This window comes from Enterococcus sp. E5-37, from assembly GCF_035726925.1.
GTDB lineage: Bacteria > Bacillota > Bacilli > Lactobacillales > Enterococcaceae > Enterococcus_B > Enterococcus_B faecium.
Map to the genome: position 1 here is coordinate 69087 of NZ_JAPMLG010000003.1, position 20878 is coordinate 89964.

The 20878-nt window shown below is 39.2% G+C and carries 20 protein-coding genes; 5 read left to right on the forward strand and 15 right to left on the reverse strand.

Annotation, left to right across the window (positions count from 1 at the left end; all coding sequences use genetic code 11):
* Nucleotides 1–122 precede the first annotated feature (122 nt).
* Nucleotides 123–1070, reverse strand: a complete 948-nt coding sequence (locus OS138_RS03180) for an NADP-dependent oxidoreductase (RefSeq protein ID WP_325069704.1) — start codon at nucleotides 1068–1070, stop codon at nucleotides 123–125.
* A gap of 189 nt (nucleotides 1071–1259) precedes the next feature.
* Here OS138_RS03180 and rpsN point away from each other — a divergent pair, with 189 nt between their 5' ends.
* Nucleotides 1260–1529: a 30S ribosomal protein S14 gene (rpsN, locus tag OS138_RS03185; RefSeq protein WP_002293413.1), complete on the forward strand. Its 270-nt coding sequence runs from the start codon at nucleotides 1260–1262 to the stop codon at nucleotides 1527–1529.
* A 175-nt stretch (nucleotides 1530–1704) separates the two neighbouring features.
* Here the strand turns inward: rpsN and OS138_RS03190 are convergent, their stop codons facing one another.
* The 6 genes from OS138_RS03190 to OS138_RS03215 all read right to left on the reverse strand — a co-directional run bounded on the left by OS138_RS03190 (nucleotide 1705) and on the right by OS138_RS03215 (nucleotide 8111).
* Nucleotides 1705–2067, reverse strand: coding sequence for a type II toxin-antitoxin system PemK/MazF family toxin (locus tag OS138_RS03190; RefSeq protein WP_002289874.1), 363 nt, complete (start codon nucleotides 2065–2067; stop codon nucleotides 1705–1707).
* 10 nt (nucleotides 2068–2077) lie between these two features.
* Entirely contained in the window at nucleotides 2078–3199 is a 1122-nt protein-coding gene (gene alr / locus OS138_RS03195) for an alanine racemase (RefSeq protein ID WP_325069705.1), read from the reverse strand.
* A gap of 15 nt (nucleotides 3200–3214) precedes the next feature.
* Nucleotides 3215–3565, reverse strand: a complete 351-nt coding sequence (gene acpS, locus OS138_RS03200) for a holo-ACP synthase (RefSeq protein WP_002296554.1) — start codon at nucleotides 3563–3565, stop codon at nucleotides 3215–3217.
* A gap of 129 nt (nucleotides 3566–3694) precedes the next feature.
* The gene (gene cshA, locus OS138_RS03205) at nucleotides 3695–5206 is read right to left on the reverse strand and encodes a degradosome RNA helicase CshA (RefSeq protein WP_002296553.1); all 1512 of its coding nucleotides are present in this window, start codon (nucleotides 5204–5206) and stop codon (nucleotides 3695–3697) included.
* Nucleotides 5207–5527: 321 nt separating this feature from the next.
* Nucleotides 5528–6880 (reverse strand): UDP-N-acetylmuramoyl-tripeptide--D-alanyl-D-alanine ligase, encoded by a 1353-nt coding sequence (locus OS138_RS03210; protein WP_325069706.1) that lies wholly within the window; start codon nucleotides 6878–6880, stop codon nucleotides 5528–5530.
* A 154-nt stretch (nucleotides 6881–7034) separates the two neighbouring features.
* The gene (locus tag OS138_RS03215; RefSeq protein ID WP_002293424.1) at nucleotides 7035–8111 is read right to left on the reverse strand and encodes a D-alanine--D-alanine ligase; all 1077 of its coding nucleotides are present in this window, start codon (nucleotides 8109–8111) and stop codon (nucleotides 7035–7037) included.
* Between the two features lie 195 nt (nucleotides 8112–8306).
* Between OS138_RS03215 and OS138_RS03220 the strand changes: the two genes are divergently transcribed.
* On the forward strand, nucleotides 8307–10052 hold the full coding sequence (locus OS138_RS03220; RefSeq protein WP_325069707.1) for an ABC1 kinase family protein: 1746 nt from the start codon (nucleotides 8307–8309) through the stop codon (nucleotides 10050–10052).
* 248 nt (nucleotides 10053–10300) lie between these two features.
* Here the strand turns inward: OS138_RS03220 and OS138_RS03225 are convergent, their stop codons facing one another.
* The 7 genes from OS138_RS03225 to OS138_RS03255 all read right to left on the reverse strand — a co-directional run bounded on the left by OS138_RS03225 (nucleotide 10301) and on the right by OS138_RS03255 (nucleotide 16200).
* Nucleotides 10301–10768 (reverse strand): YaiI/YqxD family protein, encoded by a 468-nt coding sequence (locus OS138_RS03225; RefSeq protein WP_002307386.1) that lies wholly within the window; start codon nucleotides 10766–10768, stop codon nucleotides 10301–10303.
* Nucleotides 10752–12125 (reverse strand): hypothetical protein, encoded by a 1374-nt coding sequence (locus OS138_RS03230; protein WP_002325206.1) that lies wholly within the window; start codon nucleotides 12123–12125, stop codon nucleotides 10752–10754. The genes OS138_RS03225 and OS138_RS03230 overlap by 17 nt, the downstream gene beginning before the upstream one ends.
* Before the next feature lie 321 nt (nucleotides 12126–12446).
* Nucleotides 12447–12935, reverse strand: coding sequence for a GNAT family N-acetyltransferase (locus tag OS138_RS03235; RefSeq protein ID WP_002328042.1), 489 nt, complete (start codon nucleotides 12933–12935; stop codon nucleotides 12447–12449).
* 21 nt (nucleotides 12936–12956) lie between these two features.
* Entirely contained in the window at nucleotides 12957–13559 is a 603-nt protein-coding gene (locus OS138_RS03240; RefSeq protein WP_002294220.1) for a TVP38/TMEM64 family protein, read from the reverse strand.
* A gap of 503 nt (nucleotides 13560–14062) precedes the next feature.
* Nucleotides 14063–14692 carry a uridine kinase gene (gene udk / locus OS138_RS03245; RefSeq protein WP_002289751.1) on the reverse strand — a complete coding sequence of 210 codons (630 nt, stop codon included), beginning with the start codon at nucleotides 14690–14692 and terminating at the stop codon, nucleotides 14063–14065.
* An 83-nt stretch (nucleotides 14693–14775) separates the two neighbouring features.
* The gene (locus OS138_RS03250; RefSeq protein ID WP_086324356.1) at nucleotides 14776–15471 is read right to left on the reverse strand and encodes a YjjG family noncanonical pyrimidine nucleotidase; all 696 of its coding nucleotides are present in this window, start codon (nucleotides 15469–15471) and stop codon (nucleotides 14776–14778) included.
* A gap of 12 nt (nucleotides 15472–15483) precedes the next feature.
* Nucleotides 15484–16200: a 16S rRNA pseudouridine(516) synthase gene (locus tag OS138_RS03255; RefSeq protein WP_325069709.1), complete on the reverse strand. Its 717-nt coding sequence runs from the start codon at nucleotides 16198–16200 to the stop codon at nucleotides 15484–15486.
* Nucleotides 16201–16529: 329 nt separating this feature from the next.
* Here OS138_RS03255 and OS138_RS03260 point away from each other — a divergent pair, with 329 nt between their 5' ends.
* The 3 genes from OS138_RS03260 (at nucleotide 16530) to OS138_RS03270 (ending at nucleotide 19340) form a co-directional block, all read left to right on the forward strand.
* Nucleotides 16530–17138, forward strand: coding sequence for a 50S ribosomal protein L25/general stress protein Ctc (locus OS138_RS03260; RefSeq protein ID WP_325069710.1), 609 nt, complete (start codon nucleotides 16530–16532; stop codon nucleotides 17136–17138).
* A 326-nt stretch (nucleotides 17139–17464) separates the two neighbouring features.
* Nucleotides 17465–17788 carry a DUF960 domain-containing protein gene (locus OS138_RS03265; protein WP_002289744.1) on the forward strand — a complete coding sequence of 108 codons (324 nt, stop codon included), beginning with the start codon at nucleotides 17465–17467 and terminating at the stop codon, nucleotides 17786–17788.
* Between the two features lie 181 nt (nucleotides 17789–17969).
* A complete protein-coding gene (locus OS138_RS03270) occupies nucleotides 17970–19340 on the forward strand; it encodes an MATE family efflux transporter (RefSeq protein WP_002289277.1) in 1371 nt (456 codons plus the stop codon).
* 129 nt (nucleotides 19341–19469) lie between these two features.
* On the opposite strand, the gene OS138_RS03275 is transcribed toward OS138_RS03270, so the two are convergent.
* Entirely contained in the window at nucleotides 19470–20771 is a 1302-nt protein-coding gene (locus tag OS138_RS03275; RefSeq protein WP_104765272.1) for a hemolysin family protein, read from the reverse strand.
* Between the last annotated feature and the right edge of the window lie 107 nt (nucleotides 20772–20878).

Genomic DNA, 20878 nt, shown 5'->3' on the forward strand with positions numbered 1-20878 from the left:
AAAGATAATTTTATGCCAAAGTTTTTATCTATTATACGTATACGCAAAAAAGCTGAAACATTTTTTTGTCTTTGCCCCTACAAAAATGTTTCAGCTTTTTTCGTTTTTTATTCCTGTATTTCTTATTTTTCGAATGACAGGATGATTTTCCCAGCAGGAGGATGTCCTTCAACTAGCTGATGTGCTTGGATGACATGCTTAAGTGAAGCAGACAGATTCATTGAAATAAAAACATGAAAAGCTCCTTTTTGGTAGGCTTTGATTATGCCAGCAAAGGCTTCTGCATCTAGATATTCCTTTCTTGGAACAAACGATTCATAAAAGCCTTCCTTTTTTTGCCGCAAATCTAGATCTGGGAGGTCATTTAATGCAACATACCTGCCGCCTGGTTTCATGATCTGGATGCCGGTTTCTCCTTTGATACTTCCTTTCGTCGCATCGATTACAAGGTCTGCCTGATCAGCAAATTGCAGACCTGGATTTGTTTTATCATAAGCAGCAAATGCTGAAGCTCCTAATTTTTTTACCTTTTCCTCACTTTTACTGGATGCACTGGTTAAGATTCGGATTCCCTTTTCATGGAGAAGCTGGATCAGACTTGACCCGACCGCACCTGATGCTCCTATTATCATTACAGTATCTGTCGGCTGGATTTCCGTCAAATGGTTGATTAGATTATAAGCCGTAATTCCTGGCGTGACCATTCCGGCTGCTTCTTCCCAACTCATTTTATCTGGAATTTTTGCTACTTTTGCTGATGGCAACACGACTTCTTCTCCGTAAGTCCCGCCGACTGCATGGACAGCTACTCGATCACCTACATGAACTGTTGTGACATCTGAACCAATCTCTGTCACAATACCAGCGCCATCATTACCTGGTACATAAGGGAATTTCAATGTTCGTATCTCTTTCATTTCTCCTAAACGCAAGGCAACATCATAAGGATTCACACTGAATGCTTTTATTTCTACACGAACATGTCCAGAACCGACTTCTCTGGGATGAGCATCGATTTCTTCAAAAACATCTTGTGCTTCTCCGTAACCGTTAATTGCAAATCTTCGCATGGTCACCATCTCCCTTTTTCTTTAAGTTTACGTTTATGCCTTTATTTTGACAAAAAAAATGTCTTTTCGTTTTGGCGCATGATTCAAAACAAAATAATTGTCTTTTTTCGCGAAACGTGTTAAATTATTTATCTAAAAGCGTAAAGATTACGATTTACGCTAATAAAAAATAATTGGAGGAATTTGTTGATGGCTAAAAAATCAAAGATTGCCAAAGCAAAAAAACAGCAAGAAACGATTGAACGCTATGCTGCTTTACGCCAGGAATTAAAAGCGCAAAAAGATTACGAAGGCTTGCGCAAACTTCCTTTAGATGCTCGTCCAGAACGATTGAAAAATCGTGATTTGATCGATGGACGCCCTCGCGGATACATGCGTAAATTCGGGATGTCCCGTATAAAATTCCGTGAATTAGCACATAAAGGTTTGATTCCAGGAGTAAAAAAAGCCAGCTGGTAATCCAAGTCTGGCTGTAATGTAAAGGAGGAGGGCGCATGGACCACTCCTTGGATCATCAAAAAAGATACGTTCGCTTCTTCTAGCAGAAATGCTGGTACTAGAAGCAGACGTATCTTTTTTTACGCACAGTTGGTCCTTTTTTATATGTAAAGGCTGCATGGTTACTTCGCTATATTTATTTAGTAACAGGAGTCAGTGCTTCGATACCCACACTAATTTTCAATGCTCGGTCAACTTCTGCCATAATGGGTCGATCCAAATGGCAGACCTTTTCTTTCAATCTTGATTTATCGATCGTTCTGATCTGCTCCAACAGGATAACGGAGTCTCTTTCTATTCCTGTTCCAGTAGCTTTGATCCCAATGTGAGTCGGAAGCTTAGGTTTAGCCATTTTTGCCGTTATGGCCGCAACAATGATCGTCGGGCTAAAATGGTTACCTAGATTATTTTGAATAACCAAAACTGGGCGTGTTCCGCCTTGCTCCGATCCCACGACTGGAGAAAGATCAGCAAAATAAATATCTCCTCTTTTTACCATAGGATCCTCCTTATTCTTGATATTCTCTTGGTATCCGCTGTCCTAATCCGCAAGCCACTTCATAGTGGATCGTACCTAATTGATCTGCTATATCCTGCATAGTGATTTCTTTGTCTGCATTTTTGCCGATAAGCGTCACTTTTGTTCCGACAGGAAATTCTTGAGGCAATCGGATCATCAGTTGATCCATACATACACGCCCAATCGTTTCACAGTAGTTCCCTTCTACCAATAGAGAAAAACCCTGCATCTTTCGTGGCCAGCCATCTGCATAACCGATCGGTATCGTTCCGATCCACTCTGCTTCAGGAGTGATATATGTTTCTCCATAGCCGATTCCTTCACCTGCTGGGAGTTTTTTGACTTGAATCAATTCAGAAACCAGCTCAAGTGCTGGCTGCAATGGATAAACTTCCGGTAGTGCGTGCCCAGAGGGATTCAGTCCGTACATTGCTACTCCATAACGAATCATATTGCCGATTGTTTCATCATGCCATAAAGCCGTTGCACTATTGCTGACATGTACATATCGAGGAAGTTCGGGAAGTTTTTTTAGCACTTCTATAAAGCGTTCTTTTTGCAGATTCCAATATGTATCATCTGCCTGATCTGCTGTAGAAAAATGGGTAAATAAGCCTTCCCATTCTAATACACGACTTTCTTTGATGAATGCAGCTGCCTCTTTTACTTCTTCAGGTGTACAAAATCCGATACGACCCATCCCAGTGTCTGCTTTTAGATGAATCGAAAGAGGCGTCTCTAGCTTACTTTTCTCTAAAACAGCAGCTGCTACCTGCAACCATTCCCGTGTACCTGCAGTTACTGATAAATCATGAGCAACAGCTACAGCCAGTGCGTCGTAAGGAACCATATTCAAGATAAGGATGGGCTGAGTAAATCCAGCTTCTCTTAACTCGACTCCTTCATCTAAATTTGAAACACAAAAGCCCGAAGCTCCACCTGCAACTGCTGCCTCAGCTGTTTCAATAGCTCCATGACCGTATCCGTTTGCTTTTACTACTGCAAACAATTCTTTTCCTTGCGGAAGTCTTGCAACTTCATTTGCTACATTTTCAGTTATAGCTTTTTTATGTATCACTGCTTTCGTTGGGCGGTGCCAAGCGACAACCATCGTTTTTCCTTCTTTCTAGTCTTCCAAAATAATTTGTGCAAAAGCTGTTTCATTTGTATGAGTAATACTGACCCATACATTGCCTTCATGAGGTGAACGCGTCACAACAGGCTGACCATTTTCATTTTTTAAAATCTCAACATCTTGAAAGGTAACTTTTCCGATCCCAGTTCCCCAAGCTTTAGAGAAAGCCTCTTTGCAAGCGTAACGCCCGCCTAAAAATTCTACTTGGCGATGAAAAGGCAAGGACTGGAATAGTTTCATTTCATCAGAGGTCAAGATTCGTGCAATGAATTTTGGTTTTTCTTCGATCAGCCGAGTGATCCTAGGAAGTTCGACTGCATCGATCCCAATTCCTTTTATCATATGCTTTTCTCTTTTCAATAAATTTAGAACACTCTCATTCTACCAAATTATAACCATTTTGCCACAAATAAGTCCACAAATAACAAAAATGAAAGTTTCTCTTAAAAAAGAGAAACTTTCATTTTATGTTTAATCGTTATTTGAACGGATTACAAATCCGCGTTTTTTATCATTGTGACGTTTACCGCCATCTTTTTGGCTGTTATTATTTTTGCTATAACCGCCTTTTGATTTGTTTCCACGATAATTACCGCCGTCACGACGATTACGGTTGTTTCCGCCACCACGTTTGCCATTTTTATTGTATCCTTTTTTCTGCATTGGCAATGGGCGTTCTGGTGTGATCTTCACTGGCACTGCATCAGCTGGATCTTTTGCTGTCGTTTTTAGCAAAAGTGCAACTAAATCTTGTGCAGAATATTCTTCTAATAATTTATCTGCTGTTTGCAGGTATTTATCTAGACCATTTTCTGCAAGTTTTGTTTCGATTTGTTCAACTGCAGCACCTAATTGACCTTTGAATGCTTCTTTTTCGGTTGGAGGACGTAAAGTCGTCATCCGTTTTTTCGTCAAGTTTTCAATCACATGCAAGTAGTCCATTTCATTTGGTGTAACGAAAGTCACAGACATACCGCCTTTTCCGGCACGGCCTGTACGTCCGATACGGTGAACGTAGCTTTCTGGATCTTGAGGGATATCATAGTTGTACACATGAGTGACACCTGAAATATCTAATCCACGTGCAGCAACGTCTGTCGCTACAAGGATATCTAAATGACCGCTCTTAAATGAACGCAATACGCTCATTCGTTTTTGTTGAGACAAATCGCCATGGATTCCTTCTGCACGGTAACCGCGTGCTTCTAATCCGCGTGCCAATTCGTCTACACGGCGTTTTGTACGTCCGAAGACGATTGTTAATTCAGGTGTTTGAACATCAAACAAGCGAGTCATGATATCGAATTTTTCGTATTCTTTTGCGCGGACATAGTATTGATCGATCAAGTCAGCTGTCATTTCTTTCGCTTTGATCTTCACATGATGTGGATTTTTCATGAATTTAACGCCAATATTCTTGATAGCTGGCGGCATCGTTGCTGAGAAAAGTAATGTTTGTCTTTGATCAGGAACTTGTGAAATGATTTTTTCGATATCTTCCAAGAAGCCCATATTCAACATTTCATCTGCTTCATCCAAAACTAATGTTTGAACGGTTCCAAGTTTCAATGTGTGGCGGTTAATGTGGTCAAGCATACGTCCTGGTGTACCCACAACGATATGTGGACGATCTTTCAAGCCACGGATCTGACGGCCAATATCTGCTCCGCCGTAAACGGCTTGTACACGTACTTTTTTGTCGCGCCCTAAACGATATAATTCTTCTTGTGTTTGGATAGCTAATTCACGTGTTGGTGCGATAACTAAACCTTGTAATTCGTGACGATCTGGATCGATTTTTTCTAACATTGGTAATCCAAATGCAGCTGTTTTCCCTGTACCTGTCTGTGCTTGTCCAATAACGTCTTTTCCAGCTAATGCTAGTGGAATCGTTTCTGCTTGGATAGGCGTTGCTTCTTCAAAACCAGCGCGTTCGACTGATTTCAACAATTCTGGTGATAATTCTAGTTCTTTAAATTTCAAATGAATCCTCCTATATGGTTGTTAACTGAGGATGTAGCTTTTTTGCTACCCCGTCGATTTGTTCGGTCAAAGTGTATTGTTTCTTTTTGACAGTGGCCACGCACGTTTTTATCCATTCTTAGCCCCTGTGGCACCACCGAAAAATCACTTTGCGAAGTTTAGGCATTAGAAAAGCCAAACGGGTCGCGTTCAGCTTTATCATTATTATGACATCTGGCTTCAACAAGTTGTTTCTATGGCAAAACCAGTCCAATTTCTCTTCATCTTTCGGCAATAGGTTATTCTAACATAGTTTTTCGTTTTCTGCAAGTTTACAGATTTTTATTTCATTTGCTGAAGCTGTTCTACCACTTCAAATAAGCCCATGCTGTTGCTGCCTTTTAGCATAATACTATCTGTTGCTTCAAGATTTTGTTTTACAGCATCAATCAATTTATTCTTTTCTTTTTCAAAATAGAACACAGGTAGTTGGGGGTATTTTTGATTCAAGTCTTCTTTTAATGCATGCATTTGTTCCCCGTACAAGAAAATCATGGCAAATTTCTCAGGATCGATATGTTCACTCATTTGCGCATGCATGCTTAAAGAATCTTTCCCTAATTCCAGCATATCTGCTAACACAGCGATTCTGCGCCCTTTTGTTGGCAGATTTTTAAAAGTATCTAATACCAGTCCCATGGCTGTTGGATTTGCATTGTAGACATCGCTCAAAATAGCTGCACCATTTCCTGCCGTTAGCCATTCGGTTCTGTTTTGAGTGATAGAAACATGGGCGAGCCCTTGGCGTATCTCAGGTATGGACAGTCCAAAGAAGCGTCCGATCGTGTACGCGATTAAGGCATTCGTTACATTATAACTGCCAGGCAGCGGAATCGTAAATGTTTCTCCTTCTACTACAAAATCGGTTTGTGCTTTTCCTTTTGCTGTCACTTCCGCATGAACATCGCCATTTCCAATACCGAATGTTGTGACTTTTTGTTCTAATGTTGCCGTTAAAGGTTGCAGCAACGGTTCATCTGCGGGCACAACGAGCAATCCGTCTGGTACAAGTCCGTCAGTGATTTCCATTTTTGCTTTGGCGATTCCTTCTCGCGACCCAAGATTTTCTATGTGTGCTTCACCGATCATTGTGATTGCTGCAGCTTTTGGTTGAGCCATCAGTGAAAGTTCCGTGATTTCATTGGCGTGATCCATGCCCATTTCCAAAACGATCTTTTCTGTATCTTGGGGCATGTGCAAAATCGTGTAAGGAAGACCAATATTATTGTTGTAATTTCCTTGCGTCTTATATGTTTTGTATTTTTCAGACAAGACAGACGCGGTTAGATCTTTCGTGGTGGTTTTACCATTGCTTCCTGTAATTGCAACGACTTCTGCACCTACTTTTTCCAAGTAATAGGTTGCCAATTGCTGCATGGCTTTCAAAGGATCAGCTACAGGAATAACTGGAAAATCTTTTGGTGCTTGTTCAACGGGCAAACTCCAAAATGAAGCAGATGCTCCGTTTGTGATCGCTTGCTGGATAAATTCATGTCCATCTCTCATACCGGCAAGAGGAACGAATAAACTTCCTTCGGTTATCTTCCGGCTGTCAAATTCGACATTGGTAATCTTTGTCAGTGCAGAGCATTCGCTGCCCACGGCTTGTGCAATTTCTTGTATTGTTAGATTCATTGAGATCTCTCCTAAAAAAGGTTGTGAAAAAAGCGTTTGGCCTAAACGGCGGGTTCGCATGACTCTCACTTCCAAGTAAATTTCTCTATTCGTATTTAGAAGCTAGAATGAACGCGGCTACGCGTTCACTCCAGCTTCTTCCTTTATTTTTTCTTTATTCATTTTTTTCAAAAAAAGATTGACGCTGATGGTATCGATTCATTCCTAACTGGATCAGTTCTTCAATCAGATCGCCGTATTTCAAGCCCATGTTTTCCCATAAAAGTGGGTACATACTGAACTCCGTAAATCCTGGCATAGAGTTTAATTCATTCAGGAATAATTCATTTTTATTTGTCAAAAAGAAATCACACCGGCTCAATCCACTTCCGCCTAACATCGTGTAAGCTAACTTCGCGTACTCTTGTGCTTTTTGATAAACTTCTTCTGGCACTTCGGCTGGAATCTGCATTTCGATTTTATTATTGATATATTTTGCTTCATAATCATAGAATGCTACGTCTTTTACGACTTCACCAGGCAAAGTCGTACGAACGTCTTCATTTCCTAATACAGCAACTTCGATTTCGCGAGCTTCGATTCCTTGTTCAACGATTGCTCGAGAATCATACTGATAGGCTGTTGCTAAAGCATTTTGCAATTCTTCTCGGTTTTCTGCCTTTGTAATGCCGACACTAGAACCCATATTCGCAGGTTTGACAAACATCGGATAAAGCAAAGAACCTTCACATTGATCAAATACTTTCTTAGGATTTTCTTTCCATTGATTTTTAAGTACTGGTACATAAGGAACTTGCGGCACACCAGCAGCTTGTAAAATATATTTGGTCATGATTTTATCCATGGCACATGCACTGGTCAATACGCCTGCACCGACGTAAGGCATATTCAATGTCTCTAAGAAGCCTTGGATCGTTCCATCTTCCCCGTTTGGCCCATGTAAAACTGGAAAAACGATGGCTCCTTCTTCTTTGATTTCGCCCGGATTGATCACTTTTCCTGTAAAGCCTTCCTCTGTCTGTCCACTTGGGTCCCATGAAAGATGCAAGACATCTTTGCTGGCAGGTTTTTCTGTTAGCAATGGACCTTTGACCCATTGTCCTTCTTTTGTAATAAATACGAGTTGAACTTGGTAATAATTATAATAAATGGCATTTAAAACTGAAAATGCGGAAAGAATGGACACTTCATGCTCTGCGCTGCGTCCGCCATATAGTAAAGTAATCTTCAAAAGATTGTCCTCCTGTATTCTAAATCGTTCAGTGATTTACTCTCATATTTTAGCACAAAACAAAAATAAACGAATAACTTATTTATAAAAAAACGAGTTGGTTTCTAAAAGAACAAACGTCATTTATTTTTTGTCAGCTAGATTATTTGTCCCGTTTTTTATAAAAAGTTATGATAAAGAAAAGGAGGGATGATGATGGCGCAAACAAATCCACGCAGCCGCTTGGCAGAAATCATTCGAGTGTTCATCAATTACAATGTAGTGCCAAACTTTGTACAGCAAAAAAATCCCGAAAAGGTAAAAAAAGCCTTTGAAGAGTTAGGCCCCACCTTCATCAAGATAGGACAAATGCTTTCTGTTCGAGAAGATTTGCTTTCTTCTGCCTTCACTCAAACATTCAAAACATTACAAGATAGTGTACCTAGCGACACATTTTCAACAGTCAAAAAGACGATCGAAACAGAACTTTCTCTTTCATTATCAGATATATTCGATGATTTTTCCAAATCGCCTTTTGCCTCTGCTTCTATGGGGCAGGCTCATCGTGCCAAGCTGAAGAACGGTGACTCGGTCGTCGTTAAGATCCAACACCCTAACATCGCCGAAGAGATCCGACTTGATCTTCAACTATTTGAACGAGCGATCCCTTTGATCAAATACATTCCTGAAACTAGCGTAGTTGATCTAAAAGGGGTACTCCAAGAAGTGAAACGTTCCTTGATCAATGAAATGGACTTCTTAAAAGAAAGTCAAAATGGCGAACAATTCTATCAAAAGAACAATGGTTGGAAAGAGATCCGCAGCCCCAAGATTTATGACGCTTTTTGTTCGAAAAAAGTGATCGTGATGGAAGAAATGTCTGGTGAAAACTTGAATCATTTAATGAACGCCGAAAACAAAACAGAAACTTTTATCACTGGAATTCAAAACAAGCAGCTGAAACAAGAAGTTGCAAAGCTTTTAGTTGAGAACTTTATGAAACAGGTATTTGATGATGGTTTTTTCCATGCTGATCCTCATCCAGGGAATCTGCTATTCCATGTACTAACAAAAGAAGAACAGACACAAGCTAGCCGAAAAACTGAAACAGTCCATGAAAAAGAGTTCGGTTCCTTTACTTTTCGAGCCTCTACTTCTACAGAAGACCCTGTTGCGCCATATACCGTCAACTACATCGATTTTGGTATGATGGGGCATCTTTCTGCAGGTCTTAGGCAAAAGCTCACACAAGCCGTTTTAGCGCTGTATACGAAAGATGCTTATCGAATCGAAAAAGCGGTCCTTCGACTTTGTCAGCAAGAAGGCTCGTTTGATGAAAGTCGGTTCCACCAAGAACTGACAAGTTTTCTTGAACAGTATTATGATTCTCCTATTGATGAAATCAACTTGCAAGAAGTATTCACACACGTCGTGACGATTTGTCATCAAAATAATCTGCAGTTCGATCGTGATATCACGCTTTTGCTGAAAGCATTTGGGACATTAGAAGGGGTGATCCGCGTCCTCGATCCTGAAGTTTCCCTCATGGAAGTCGCTTCGCCTTTTGCCCAACATTATTTTCTCACTCATCTGGATGTAGAAGATACATTGAAACAAAGCGGATTAGACTTATTGGAAGGTATGAAGGCTGCGCCTAAGATCCCTCAACAGCTCCACCATCTATTAGAAATGTGGACTTCGGGACAAGGAAAAGTCAATTTGGAATTGAAAAAGCAAGACAAATTATTGAGCAGGATCGAAAGTATGATCAATCGGCTTGTTTTCGGTATGATTTTAGCTGCATTGATCGTAGGGTCCTCCCTGCTTGTCCAAGCAGCACCTGTAGAAAACGCAGAGGTCGTTTCCTTATTAGGGATATTTACGTATGCTATTGCCGCATTCGTCATTATTTTTTTGGCAATCGATGCATTGATCCAAATGTATAAGAAGAGGAAAAAGTAGAAAAAGGTTGTGACAGAAAGAATCAGCTTCAAGAAATAAGAAGGGATTTTGCATAAATTGTTTCTCAAATTTTTGTGAAAATTCGGCTTATTTTTCGAAGAGGCTACTTCTGAAACACCGAGAATAAAAAATGTGAAAAAGCTGTTCTGCACCCAGTAATAAGAACAATCAAAAAGGAACATGGGGCACATTTATCCTGTTTCCCTGTTCCTTTTTTGGTGTATTCGAGCATAAATAAAATACCTTCGTTACCTACTATCTTCTGTACTTGGTAAACCTTGGTCAATTGCCTTTTTTAACGCTTGACGAAAAGACATATGATCTTTCTCCGTAAAGGGTTTTGGACCCTTTGTCCTTATGCCAGCTTTTCTTAACTTTCCACTATGATAACGTTGTTCTAGAAGCGTGCCGATATTCGCTTCGTCAAATTCTTTTCCAGAGTGATGGAACACTCGGACGCCCTTCGGCAATACAAGTGAAGCTAAACCATAATCTTGCGTGATCAAAAAGTCATTCTTCTTAACCATACCGACGATTTTATAATCCGCACTATCAGCTCCGCGGTCTACGTAGACGATTTGGACATGATTAGCGTATTCTTTGGTCGTATAATGGTCCACACTGGTTACGATAATCACGTCGAGACCATAGGATTCTCCTAATTTTATGACATCTTCTTTTACTGGAGAACCATCTCCATCAATGAATAGCCTCATTCTTTTTCGCCTTCTTCCATAAATGATAAACAGTTACTAATCCGCTCAGTAAGAGACCAACATTGATCCATTTTGCCAAGATAAGCAGTTGTACACTTTCTATCGGCACTGATTCATGGTTCAGCGTGATCAATAATAGATGGATTGGCTCTCCCATTTCTTTTGCTAAAACAAACAAAAGCGTCATCAATAAAAACTGGTGGATCACACTCCCTTTATTTTGAGTAGTATACTTGACAACGATCCGGCGATCCATTGGAATAGCTGCATCAGTTTGATAATATTCCTTATTTAGCCAGCTGCCTGTTACTACGTGCCAGAAACTAAGCAGAAAGACACCTATCGCAAAACCATTTGGAATCAAGAGGACCAATAAAGAAGAACTCAGTCCAAGCAATTGCATAGCCAATGGAGACCATGTTAAACGTTTCAAAATCCATGGTCCGACTATTTTTGCTGCAATCAAGCCTGCTGCATAAGGCAAATACATAAAAATCGAAAGTTTTTCTAATCCGTACAGTATGCCAACATAAAAACTGCTAAATAAAAAAAGGAAATTCCCTAGCATTCCATTTAGAAAAGTAAACAGATTTAGCCAGCTTGGCAACTTCCATTCCTTCTTCTGGTGTCCTAAAACAAACACGAACAAGATGAACAGTAGCAAGAAACCATAAATAGCAAGATCAAAAAGCCTTTCATCGAATAACAATCGGGCATTTCTCAAAAGAAACAATAAGCCAAAGAATATCAAAAATAAAACAAGCTCTCGCGTAGCTACCAGATTTCTTTTGATGTCTTTGAAATCCAGTTCGTAACGCGGATAATGACTAACCGTATGGTAGGCCATGACGTAAAAAAGTGTATAAATAGTAAAGCTTGCTGCAATCTGAGTCGGTGCAGGCAACTCAATCGCTTGATACAGGAGAAATAGCCAGATAGCTGCAAATAAGTACTTTTTCCCATCCATATTGATAAAACCTTGCGTCTTTTCGTGAAAATTGACCGTGGTATTAGCAGGTACAAGCCATGCTGCACTCAGCCCTAGCAAAACACTTGAAAAATAAAATAAAGGAAAATAAAATACGCCTAATATTCCAAGCAATGAACCAGCACCACCAATCAGCAGAGCGATCATCAGCAACGTGTAACTATCTAGACCAAATCGTAGACTGTTGACTAAAAATAGTCCAGTCATCCGAAAGGCATAAAACAGCGTAAATGGCAAAATCGTCAGCCAATTATGCGAGTCTGTTAGTCCCAGAAATAAAAGATAAGGAATAAAAATAACCGTGTTACTTAAGATAAAGGGCGTTGTTTGTGTAAAATTACGCCCAAATCGTTTGAGTTTTTCGAACATGACAATGGCTCCTTAAACAGTCTTATAACTAATCTGCTCTTCGATTTTAGCATTAAAGGGGAAATAAACCAATTTTACAGAATATATTCTTGTAAAAAAAAATGCAGAAAGAAGCATAAGCTTCTTTCTGCATTTTTACGGTACTTGATTACTCAAGCAGACAAGCCCTTCTCCACAAAAGTCTTGCCCGACACCCCTGCATCCGGCAGGTGATAAAGATAGAAATCAATTATCCTGTGCCTCCAAAATCAATTAGGAGCTCTGTAAACCAGAGTCCTTCTCGACCCGTCGCATAAATTTACTTTAACACAGTTCCTATGTTTATGCGAGAGCTTTTTTCATTTTATAATCGACCATTTGAAATCCTTGACCGATATCTGAAACAAGTTCTTCTGTAATCTCAAATCCTTCATGCTTATAAACCTCGATTGCTTGATGATTTCCCTGGTTCACTCGCAAAAAGATCTCTCTTTCCTTTGTTTGCGCAGCAAGTTCTTCATACCAGCGAAAAACTGAAGAAGTCAATCCTTGACCACGTACTTTATTTAGCAAATATAATTTACTTAAATAAATTTTTCCATTTATCTCTTCATAAGCAGTGTAACCGACCGTCTTTTCTTCGCTTTTTAATAAAAAGTAGGACACACCTTCTGTCAGTTCTTTTTGAATCTGTTTTTTTGACTGATAAGTTTTCAGCATGTAATCCACTTGTTTTTGACCAATGATCGGCACAAAAGCTTCCGGCCATACTTCTTGTATGACTGCCATCAGCTCATCCAGTTCATTTTCTGTTACTTTTATTTTTTCCATACACCCACGTCCTTTTTTACATTATAAATGACCTTGCGCTTGATGGAATAAAAAGAGCATGATCATGCTATACACACCCACCGACCATGGTTTCAAGAAAATCACAATCTGCATAAATTCCCTAAAAGATAATTTCGTCAAACCAGCTACTAGACAGATCAAGTCGTCTGGCGCAAAGGGAAGCAGCAAGGTAACAACTAGTACTTTTTTAATATCTTTCGTTTTTCTTGTCAGCAATTCATCAAATTTCTGATACTTTTTTGGCGATAAAATAAGCTGGACAAAGGCTACGCCATAGTAACGGACAAGCAAAAATCCGATTGCTTCCCCAATCACTAGGCCAATACAACTATATAAAAGCCCAAATCCATTGCCAAACATCAGCATGCCCGCTACTGAGGAGATCCCTCCCGGCAAAATAGGAATGATCACTTGGATCACTTGCAACAGAACAAATATCATCACTGCATACTTGCCAAATTGCTGGATAAACGCTTGCAAAGACGTGCTCGATCGAAAAATCCCATGATGATAAGCATAAAGAATCAACACAAAGAAAAAAAACAGACCAATAATGGGCATGATCTGAAGACATTTTTGTAAAACTGATCCTTTTTTAGACATCTATATTCCCCACATCTTTTTTCATTTATTAAAACTGCCTCCTTAGGGGGTGCTACAAAAGAGCTTCTTCAAAAAAATAAGTCGAAATCTCACACAAATTCGAGAAATAATTTTCGTAAGTTTCTTCTTATTTATTGCATCTGACCACTTCTGTTACAACCTCTCGTTAAACGGTGTTCAAAAGCTTGCATCTACGATAATAAGCCCAACCCAACAAAAAACGTGAGGAGCTGTTTTATTTGGATGCTCTTAACGCTTGATGCAAAGACAGCTTTTTTACAACCTCTACTTCACGGTGCTCAATCAGCTGACCTTCGGTATTAGCTCAAAAAACGGTAAAATATAAACAGCTATTTTCCGTTTCTTCTTTTTAATACTCAGGTCAAGATGCTGTTTTCACAACCTCTTGTTATAAATAAAAAAACAGTTGGCTGGTGACTGTTCAAAAAGCAGAATCCTTGCTTTTCAAACGGTCGCAGTCCGTTCAACTGTTTCGCTGCGCACTATTTATGGTTTAAGAAACTAGCTACTTTTGTTGTAATCAAATCAATAGCAACGTGGTTTTCTCCGCCTTCTGGAACAATGATATCCGCATAGCGCTTCGTTGGTTCGATAAATTGATGATACATCGGTTTAACAACTGTCAAATATTGTTCGATCACGGAGTCCAATGTGCGTCCCCGTTCTTCCATATCCCGTTTGATACGACGAATGATACGAATGTCATCATCTGTATCTACGTATACTTTGATATCCATCAAGTCACGCAGACGTTCGTCTTCTAAAATCAGGATTCCTTCTAGAATGATCACTTCTTTTGGTTCCTGAATGATCGTTGCCTGACTTCTTGTATGCGCTACATAGTCATACACGGGTTTTTCAATGGCTTTATAGTTCAGTAAGTCGCCTACATGCTGAATCAGCAGATCATTATCAAAGGCAAATGGGTGATCGTAATTTGTGTTCAATCGTTCTTCAAAACTCAAATGGCTCTGATCCTTGTAATAAGAATCTTGTTCAAGCATCATGATGGAATGGTCCGGGAAGTTGTTGAAAATCGCACGGCTGACACTTGTCTTTCCGCTTCCGGATCCACCCGTCACACCAATGATAATTGGCTTGCTTTTTGTCATTGACTAAAACCTCTTTCGTATCCGTTTTTTCATTCTAATCTATTATAGCGAAAAAACACGAAAATGCTATATTTTTCTGAAAATTAATCCTTTTCAATTTCCAATAATGAATAAAGTTCCTCTAATGAATCGATTCGATAAGTAGGCTGGATTTCTTCGATTTCTGGTAATTTATTTCTATTGAACCAAATCGTATCGATCCCTGCCATATTTCCTCCTTTGATATCAGAAGTCAAAGAATCACCAATGATCACAGTTTGCTTTTTATCAAAATTAGGAATGTGGGAAAAGACATGATCAAAAAATTCTTTCATCGGCTTTTGCGCTCCGACAGCTTCTGAGACAAAGATATCCTTGAAGTAATCAAGCATTCCTGCATCTGTTAATCGCTGATGTTGCGTGTGCGACACACCGTTCGTCACAATATAAAGTTCAGCATGCGGATGGACCTTTTTCAGGATTTCTAGACTTCCTGGAACAAGATCATGACCTTGGTTCAAGTAGTGGCGGTAGCGTTTTTCCATTTGATCACTATCTACTGTTTTCCCAAATTGCTGGAAAAGTAACCCAAAACGACTGCCTATTACTTCTTCTCGTGATAGTCTGCCTTTTTCAAATTCCTGCCATAAATGATGATTCAAAGCCTTATAGCTCGTTTTGATTTCTGGTGTCAACGTGATTCCTTGTTCTGCAAACAAAGCACTTAAAGCATTGGCTTCAGTTAATTGAAAATCTAACAATGTATCATCTACATCGAACAATAAAGTTTTATATTTCATCTTTTTGACCTCCTATTTAAAATAAATACTTAACTTTTTCATCTCTGCTAATGTCAACGATCGATACTCGCCTACTCCCAGCTGTTCATCTAATTCCAATGGTCCCATGCTTAATCGTTTCAATGCGGTCACTTTCTTTCCTTGGGCTAAGAACATCTTTTTGACTTGATGGAATTTTCCTTCTTGGATCGTCAATAAAACCGTACTTTGGTGCTTGTCTGCTTTGAGTATTTTTAAATCAGCCGGCTTACATTGATACCCATCATCGAATACGATTCCATTTTCAAATGCTGTTACGTCTGCCGGTGTCACCCTTTCGTTCACAACTACTTGATAAGTCTTTGAAACCTTTTTTTCTGGAAGTAGCATTTCATATCCCAATTGTCCATTCGAAGTGATCAGCAATAGTCCTGTTGTATCTCTATCTAGTCTTCCCACTGGATATAATGGTTGGAAACGATCGGCACTTGCAATCAGATCGATTACTGTCGTCTTTTCTGGATCTGATACAGCTGTAACAGCTTTTTCAGGTTTATTGAGAAGATAATAGGACTCATTTGTTTCTAAGCGTTCACCTGCTACTTCGATTTGATGCAGTAAACTATCTACATTTCGATTTTGTCGAAATTCGACTGTGCCATCTATCATCACTTGCTTCAAAGCAAACAGCCGCTTCATTTCCTTGCGTGTCGTTTCTAATTTTTCTTCTATTAATTTATCTAAACGCATGCTGTTTCCTTTCTTATTACTACTAATTAATTATACCTTGAATATTCTTGCTTGCAAATACATCATCATAGTTATTCCTTGACTTAATTAACAGTTCACGTTACGGTTAAATAGTAAAGTGAATTGGATTTCTCATACACAGCGTAATGACCTGGTGGAGAAAAGTTGAATCCTGACTTTCTAAGGGGAGATGCGCGCATCTCTCCTTTTGCGCTTTTTTAAGCGCCCTGCCTTCGATGATGTGCACGAGATTAGCCTTTAGAATTCACTTAAATAAAATCTGTCCGTTACCAAAGCAGACAGTCACATTTTAAGGAGGAATTTTGGTTATGTCAGTATCATTAGAAGTAAGTAAAAGAGAAGTACGTCCCCGTTCATTAAGAAACAAACTTCGTCACGAAGGGAAAGTTCCAGCTGTTGTTTATGGGTATAAAGTAGAAAGTACCCCTATCTCATTCGATGGTTTGACACTAAGCAAATTGTTGCGTGAACATGGAGCGAACACAGTCATCACGATGGACATCGATGGACAAAAAGTCAATACATTGGTTCACAAGATCCAAACGAACACTTTTACCAATCATTTCGAACATGCAGAATTTCTATCTGTAAACATGTCGGAAGAAACAGAAGTCGAAACAGAAGTCGTTCTTGTTGGCGAATCAGTGGGTGCTAAATCTGGTGGAGTGTTAGCTCAAAACTTGTATACAGTAGTCGTATCTGCTACACCAGACAAATTGCCTGAACGAATTGAAGTTGACGTGACAAACTTGGAATTAAGTGATTCTATTACAGTAGCCGATCTTCCAAAAAACGATGATTACAAATTCGTGACCGACAGTGAAGAGCAAATCGCTGCTGTAGTCGCTCAAAGTGAAGAAGAAGAAAGCACAGGTGAAGGTGGCGAACCAGAAGTGATCGGTTCAACAGAAGAATAATACTGAAACAATCAGGTGGTGTTAGAAGCGGCGGGTCAGCAGCTTTTAACACGCCTTTTTTTCTTTCTAATCGTTTATTTTCATATGAGGCTTCCACTTTTACAAATAGCTTTGCAAACGAAAAATCCTAATTTACCAAGCTTTTCCTCGCATACTTTTATCGTACCTTTATAAAAATTTATACTTTGAAAAAAAGTATTCAATTATTGTTGCATTTTTCCTGATTCTTTATTAGAATGAACCCTCGTTAAAGTAAGTATTTCTAGTTTATCCTATGATTGATTATAAAAATAAAAACATTCGTTGATTCGAAGGAGGTTAACCAGATGTTTGAAAGTTTTGATAGCAGCCGCAACCGTTACGCTTCAGTTGGTGTAGTATCAAGTTTGCCAGATGAATTGATTGACAGTATATGGTTTATTATTGACCTAGATCTTAAGGGAGTCATTCCATTAGAAAATATATTAACCTTTGATTTGATCGAAAATCGTGGAAAAGTGACGATGCATTTTTCTCAAGCAGGAAGCAATGTGGAAATGGATATTGATTTGCCGTTTGCCTATTCGAACCAATTCCCTGCTCAAGTATACGCCTATGATGACGGTACGAGAGAAACGATCCTTTTACCAAGTGAGATTAGACAATATTAAGGTGATAGATAAACGTGGATGTCCCTTATTTTACAGACCAGGCCAAGTTGTTGATTCTTTGACTCAATTCTTGGCTTCTTTTTATGGAGTTTCATAAATTATCATTGATTTCTAATTGGTATTCTCAGGATAAACGCTATATACTACTAACTAAATTTTAAAGATATAAGGAGTTTAAAAGATGCGCGATTTAACAAAAGGAAGCCCCGCTAAACTGATTTTGATGTTCACTGTTCCTTTACTGATCGGAAATGTTTTTCAGCAGTTCTACAATATGATCGATATGATCATCGTGGGTCAGACACTAGGTAAAAATGCGCTGGCAGCGGTTGGTGCAACTGGAAGCCTGACATTTTTGATCATTGGCTTTGCCCAAGGTTTAACAGCTGGTTTAGCCATTATTACCGCACAACGTTACGGTGCAAAAGATTATCGGGGTCTGAAGAAAAGTTTTGCTGCTAGTGTTGTCATTAGTCTTGTCGTCACTGTGATTTTAACTGTCCTAAGTCTCCTGTTTATTCGTCCGATGCTTCAATTGATGCAAACTCCTCCTGAAATACTTGATCAAGCACAAACATTTATTTCAATTATTTTATTAGGGATCTTTGCATCAGTCAGTTTCAATTTGCTTTCTAATGTCATTCGCGCACTTGGTGACAGCCGCACACCACTATTCTTTCTGATCATTGCGGTCATCATCAACGTCGTACTTGATTTGATCTTTATTATCTATTTTGGCATGGGTGTGGAAGGTGCAGCTATTGCTACAGTAATCGCACAAGTTTCTTCCAGCGTACTGTGTCTAGTGTATATCAAGAAAAAAATGCCTTTGTTACAGTTACGCAAAAAAGATTTCAAATTTGAAAAAGAAGAGTTTGCTGTACACCTAAACGCTGCTTTGCCAATGGCGTTTCAATCTTCGATCATCGCTGTTGGTGCTATCGTGTTACAAGCAGCACTAAATAGTCTAGGGACAGATGTCGTAGCTGCTCAAGCCGCTGCTGGTCGTATCGACCAATTTGCAAATCAGCCGATGATGTCATTTGGTATTGCAATGGCAACTTTCACTGCACAAAACTATGGTGCGAAAGAATATGGCCGAATCTTGCAAGGGGTACGTCAAACTTTATTGATGAGTGTCGGATTTAGTCTCTTAGCAGGTGCTATCGTCATTTTCTTCGGTCATTTCTTTGTTCAATTGTTTGTTAGCCCATCAGAAACACGTGTATTTGAATTAGCACAAACCTACTTCAATATCAATGGGTCTCTTTACTGGATCTTAGCAGTCCTGTTCATTTTACGCTACACACTTCAAGGGCTTGGACAAAGCAAGATCCCTACGATCGCCGGTATGATGGAATTGCTTATGCGTTCTTTTGCAGCTATCGTTCTTACAGGAATGTGGGGATACCCAGGAGCAGCAGCAGCTTCTCCTTTAGCTTGGATCGGTTCTGTTGCCGTGTTGCTTTACTCTTATATGCGTTCGATGAAACAATTGAAACACATGGGTGAAGAGGAACATTTCACATTAGAACATGCAGAAGCAAGATAGCCTTGATTAAAAGAAATCGTTGCGGCTAAAAATGAAAACTTTTATTGAAAATATCTTCTTCGTTTACCGAAAACAGTTTTTTTAGATAACAAAAAGGCTGTGACAAAAAATGTCACAGCCTTTTTTCTTTTATTCTGTTTTTCTTTCTGTGGACTCTACTTTGAAATAATCGATATGTGCATGCTGGTATTCTAATACCGTGAAACGAAATGATGCAATCTCAATGATTGTTCCTGCTTTTATTTCTTTATATCGGCTAGAAGCAAAGCCCGCAAGTGTAGTAAAATTCGTTTCTTCAAACTCTGGAATCTCTACATGAAAATAACGCTGGAAATCATCTAATGTTAGTTTGCCGGAGATGATATAAGAGCCATCTGACTGTTCCGCTATCAATGCTTCGTCCAAATCTGTCTCATCTCGGATTTCCCCGACAATTTCTTCTAAAATATCTTCAATCGTCACTAAACCGCTTGTTCCTCCGTATTCATCTTTTAAGATAGCAATATGCTTTCCCTTTTTTCGCATGATCGTCAATAATTTTTTTATAGGGATCGTTTCAGTTGTTACGATCGGCTCTTCAATCAAATGTTCTACTGTCAGCTGGTCATCTTTATAAGATTGCTTGATCAAATCTGGCAAGGTGACATAACCTAAAACATTGTCTTTTGATTCTAAGATAACCGGATAGCGAGTATGTCCTTGTTCAATCGAAGCTCTTATCGCTTCTTTGACGGTTTCTGAAGCTTCGAATACTTGCATGGACGTACGGTCTACTTGTATATCTTTTGCCAAGGTATCATCAAATTCAAACACGTTTTCCAAATAATGATATTCTTCTTTGGTCAACTCTCCTTTTTCATAAGAATTCAATGCGACTAATGTCAGCTCTTCTTGAGACAATGTCTCTTCTCCTTCAGATACGAGACGCACACCTAATAGCTTCCCTAGCCCTGCAGCTGAATGATTCAATACCCAAATAAAAGGAAACATTACTTTATAAAAATAATGAAGTGGTTTAACTACGAACAAGACGACCTTCTCCGTATTGACGATACTATAGCTCTTAGGAAGCAGTTCGCCAATAACCACATCGATATACGTAACTAAAATAAATCCCAGCGCCACAGAGATTGTACTGCTAATAGCCGAACTAAAAGGTAGTTTACCGATCACTGGTTCTAGTAAAGCCGCGACAGATCCTTCACCGACCCACCCGATGATCAAACCGGTTAGCGTAATTCCTAATTGACTAGCTGATAAATAGTTATCTAAATGGTGTGTAACATGAAGAGCTAGCTTGGCGTTCTTTACATTTTCCTTTTCTAGTTGTTCTAATCTTGATCGTCTGATTTTCACTAAAGCAAATTCACTTGCTACAAAAAATGAAGTAATTGCAATCATCAAAAATAAAATAATGAAATTGATAACCATATTCTCCCGCCTTTCTCTTTTTCTATTGTACCCTTTTTCTACAAAAAGATTGAAAATAATGCGTATTCATATTTAGGAATAAAAAAGGAGATGCGGCATTTTTCAGC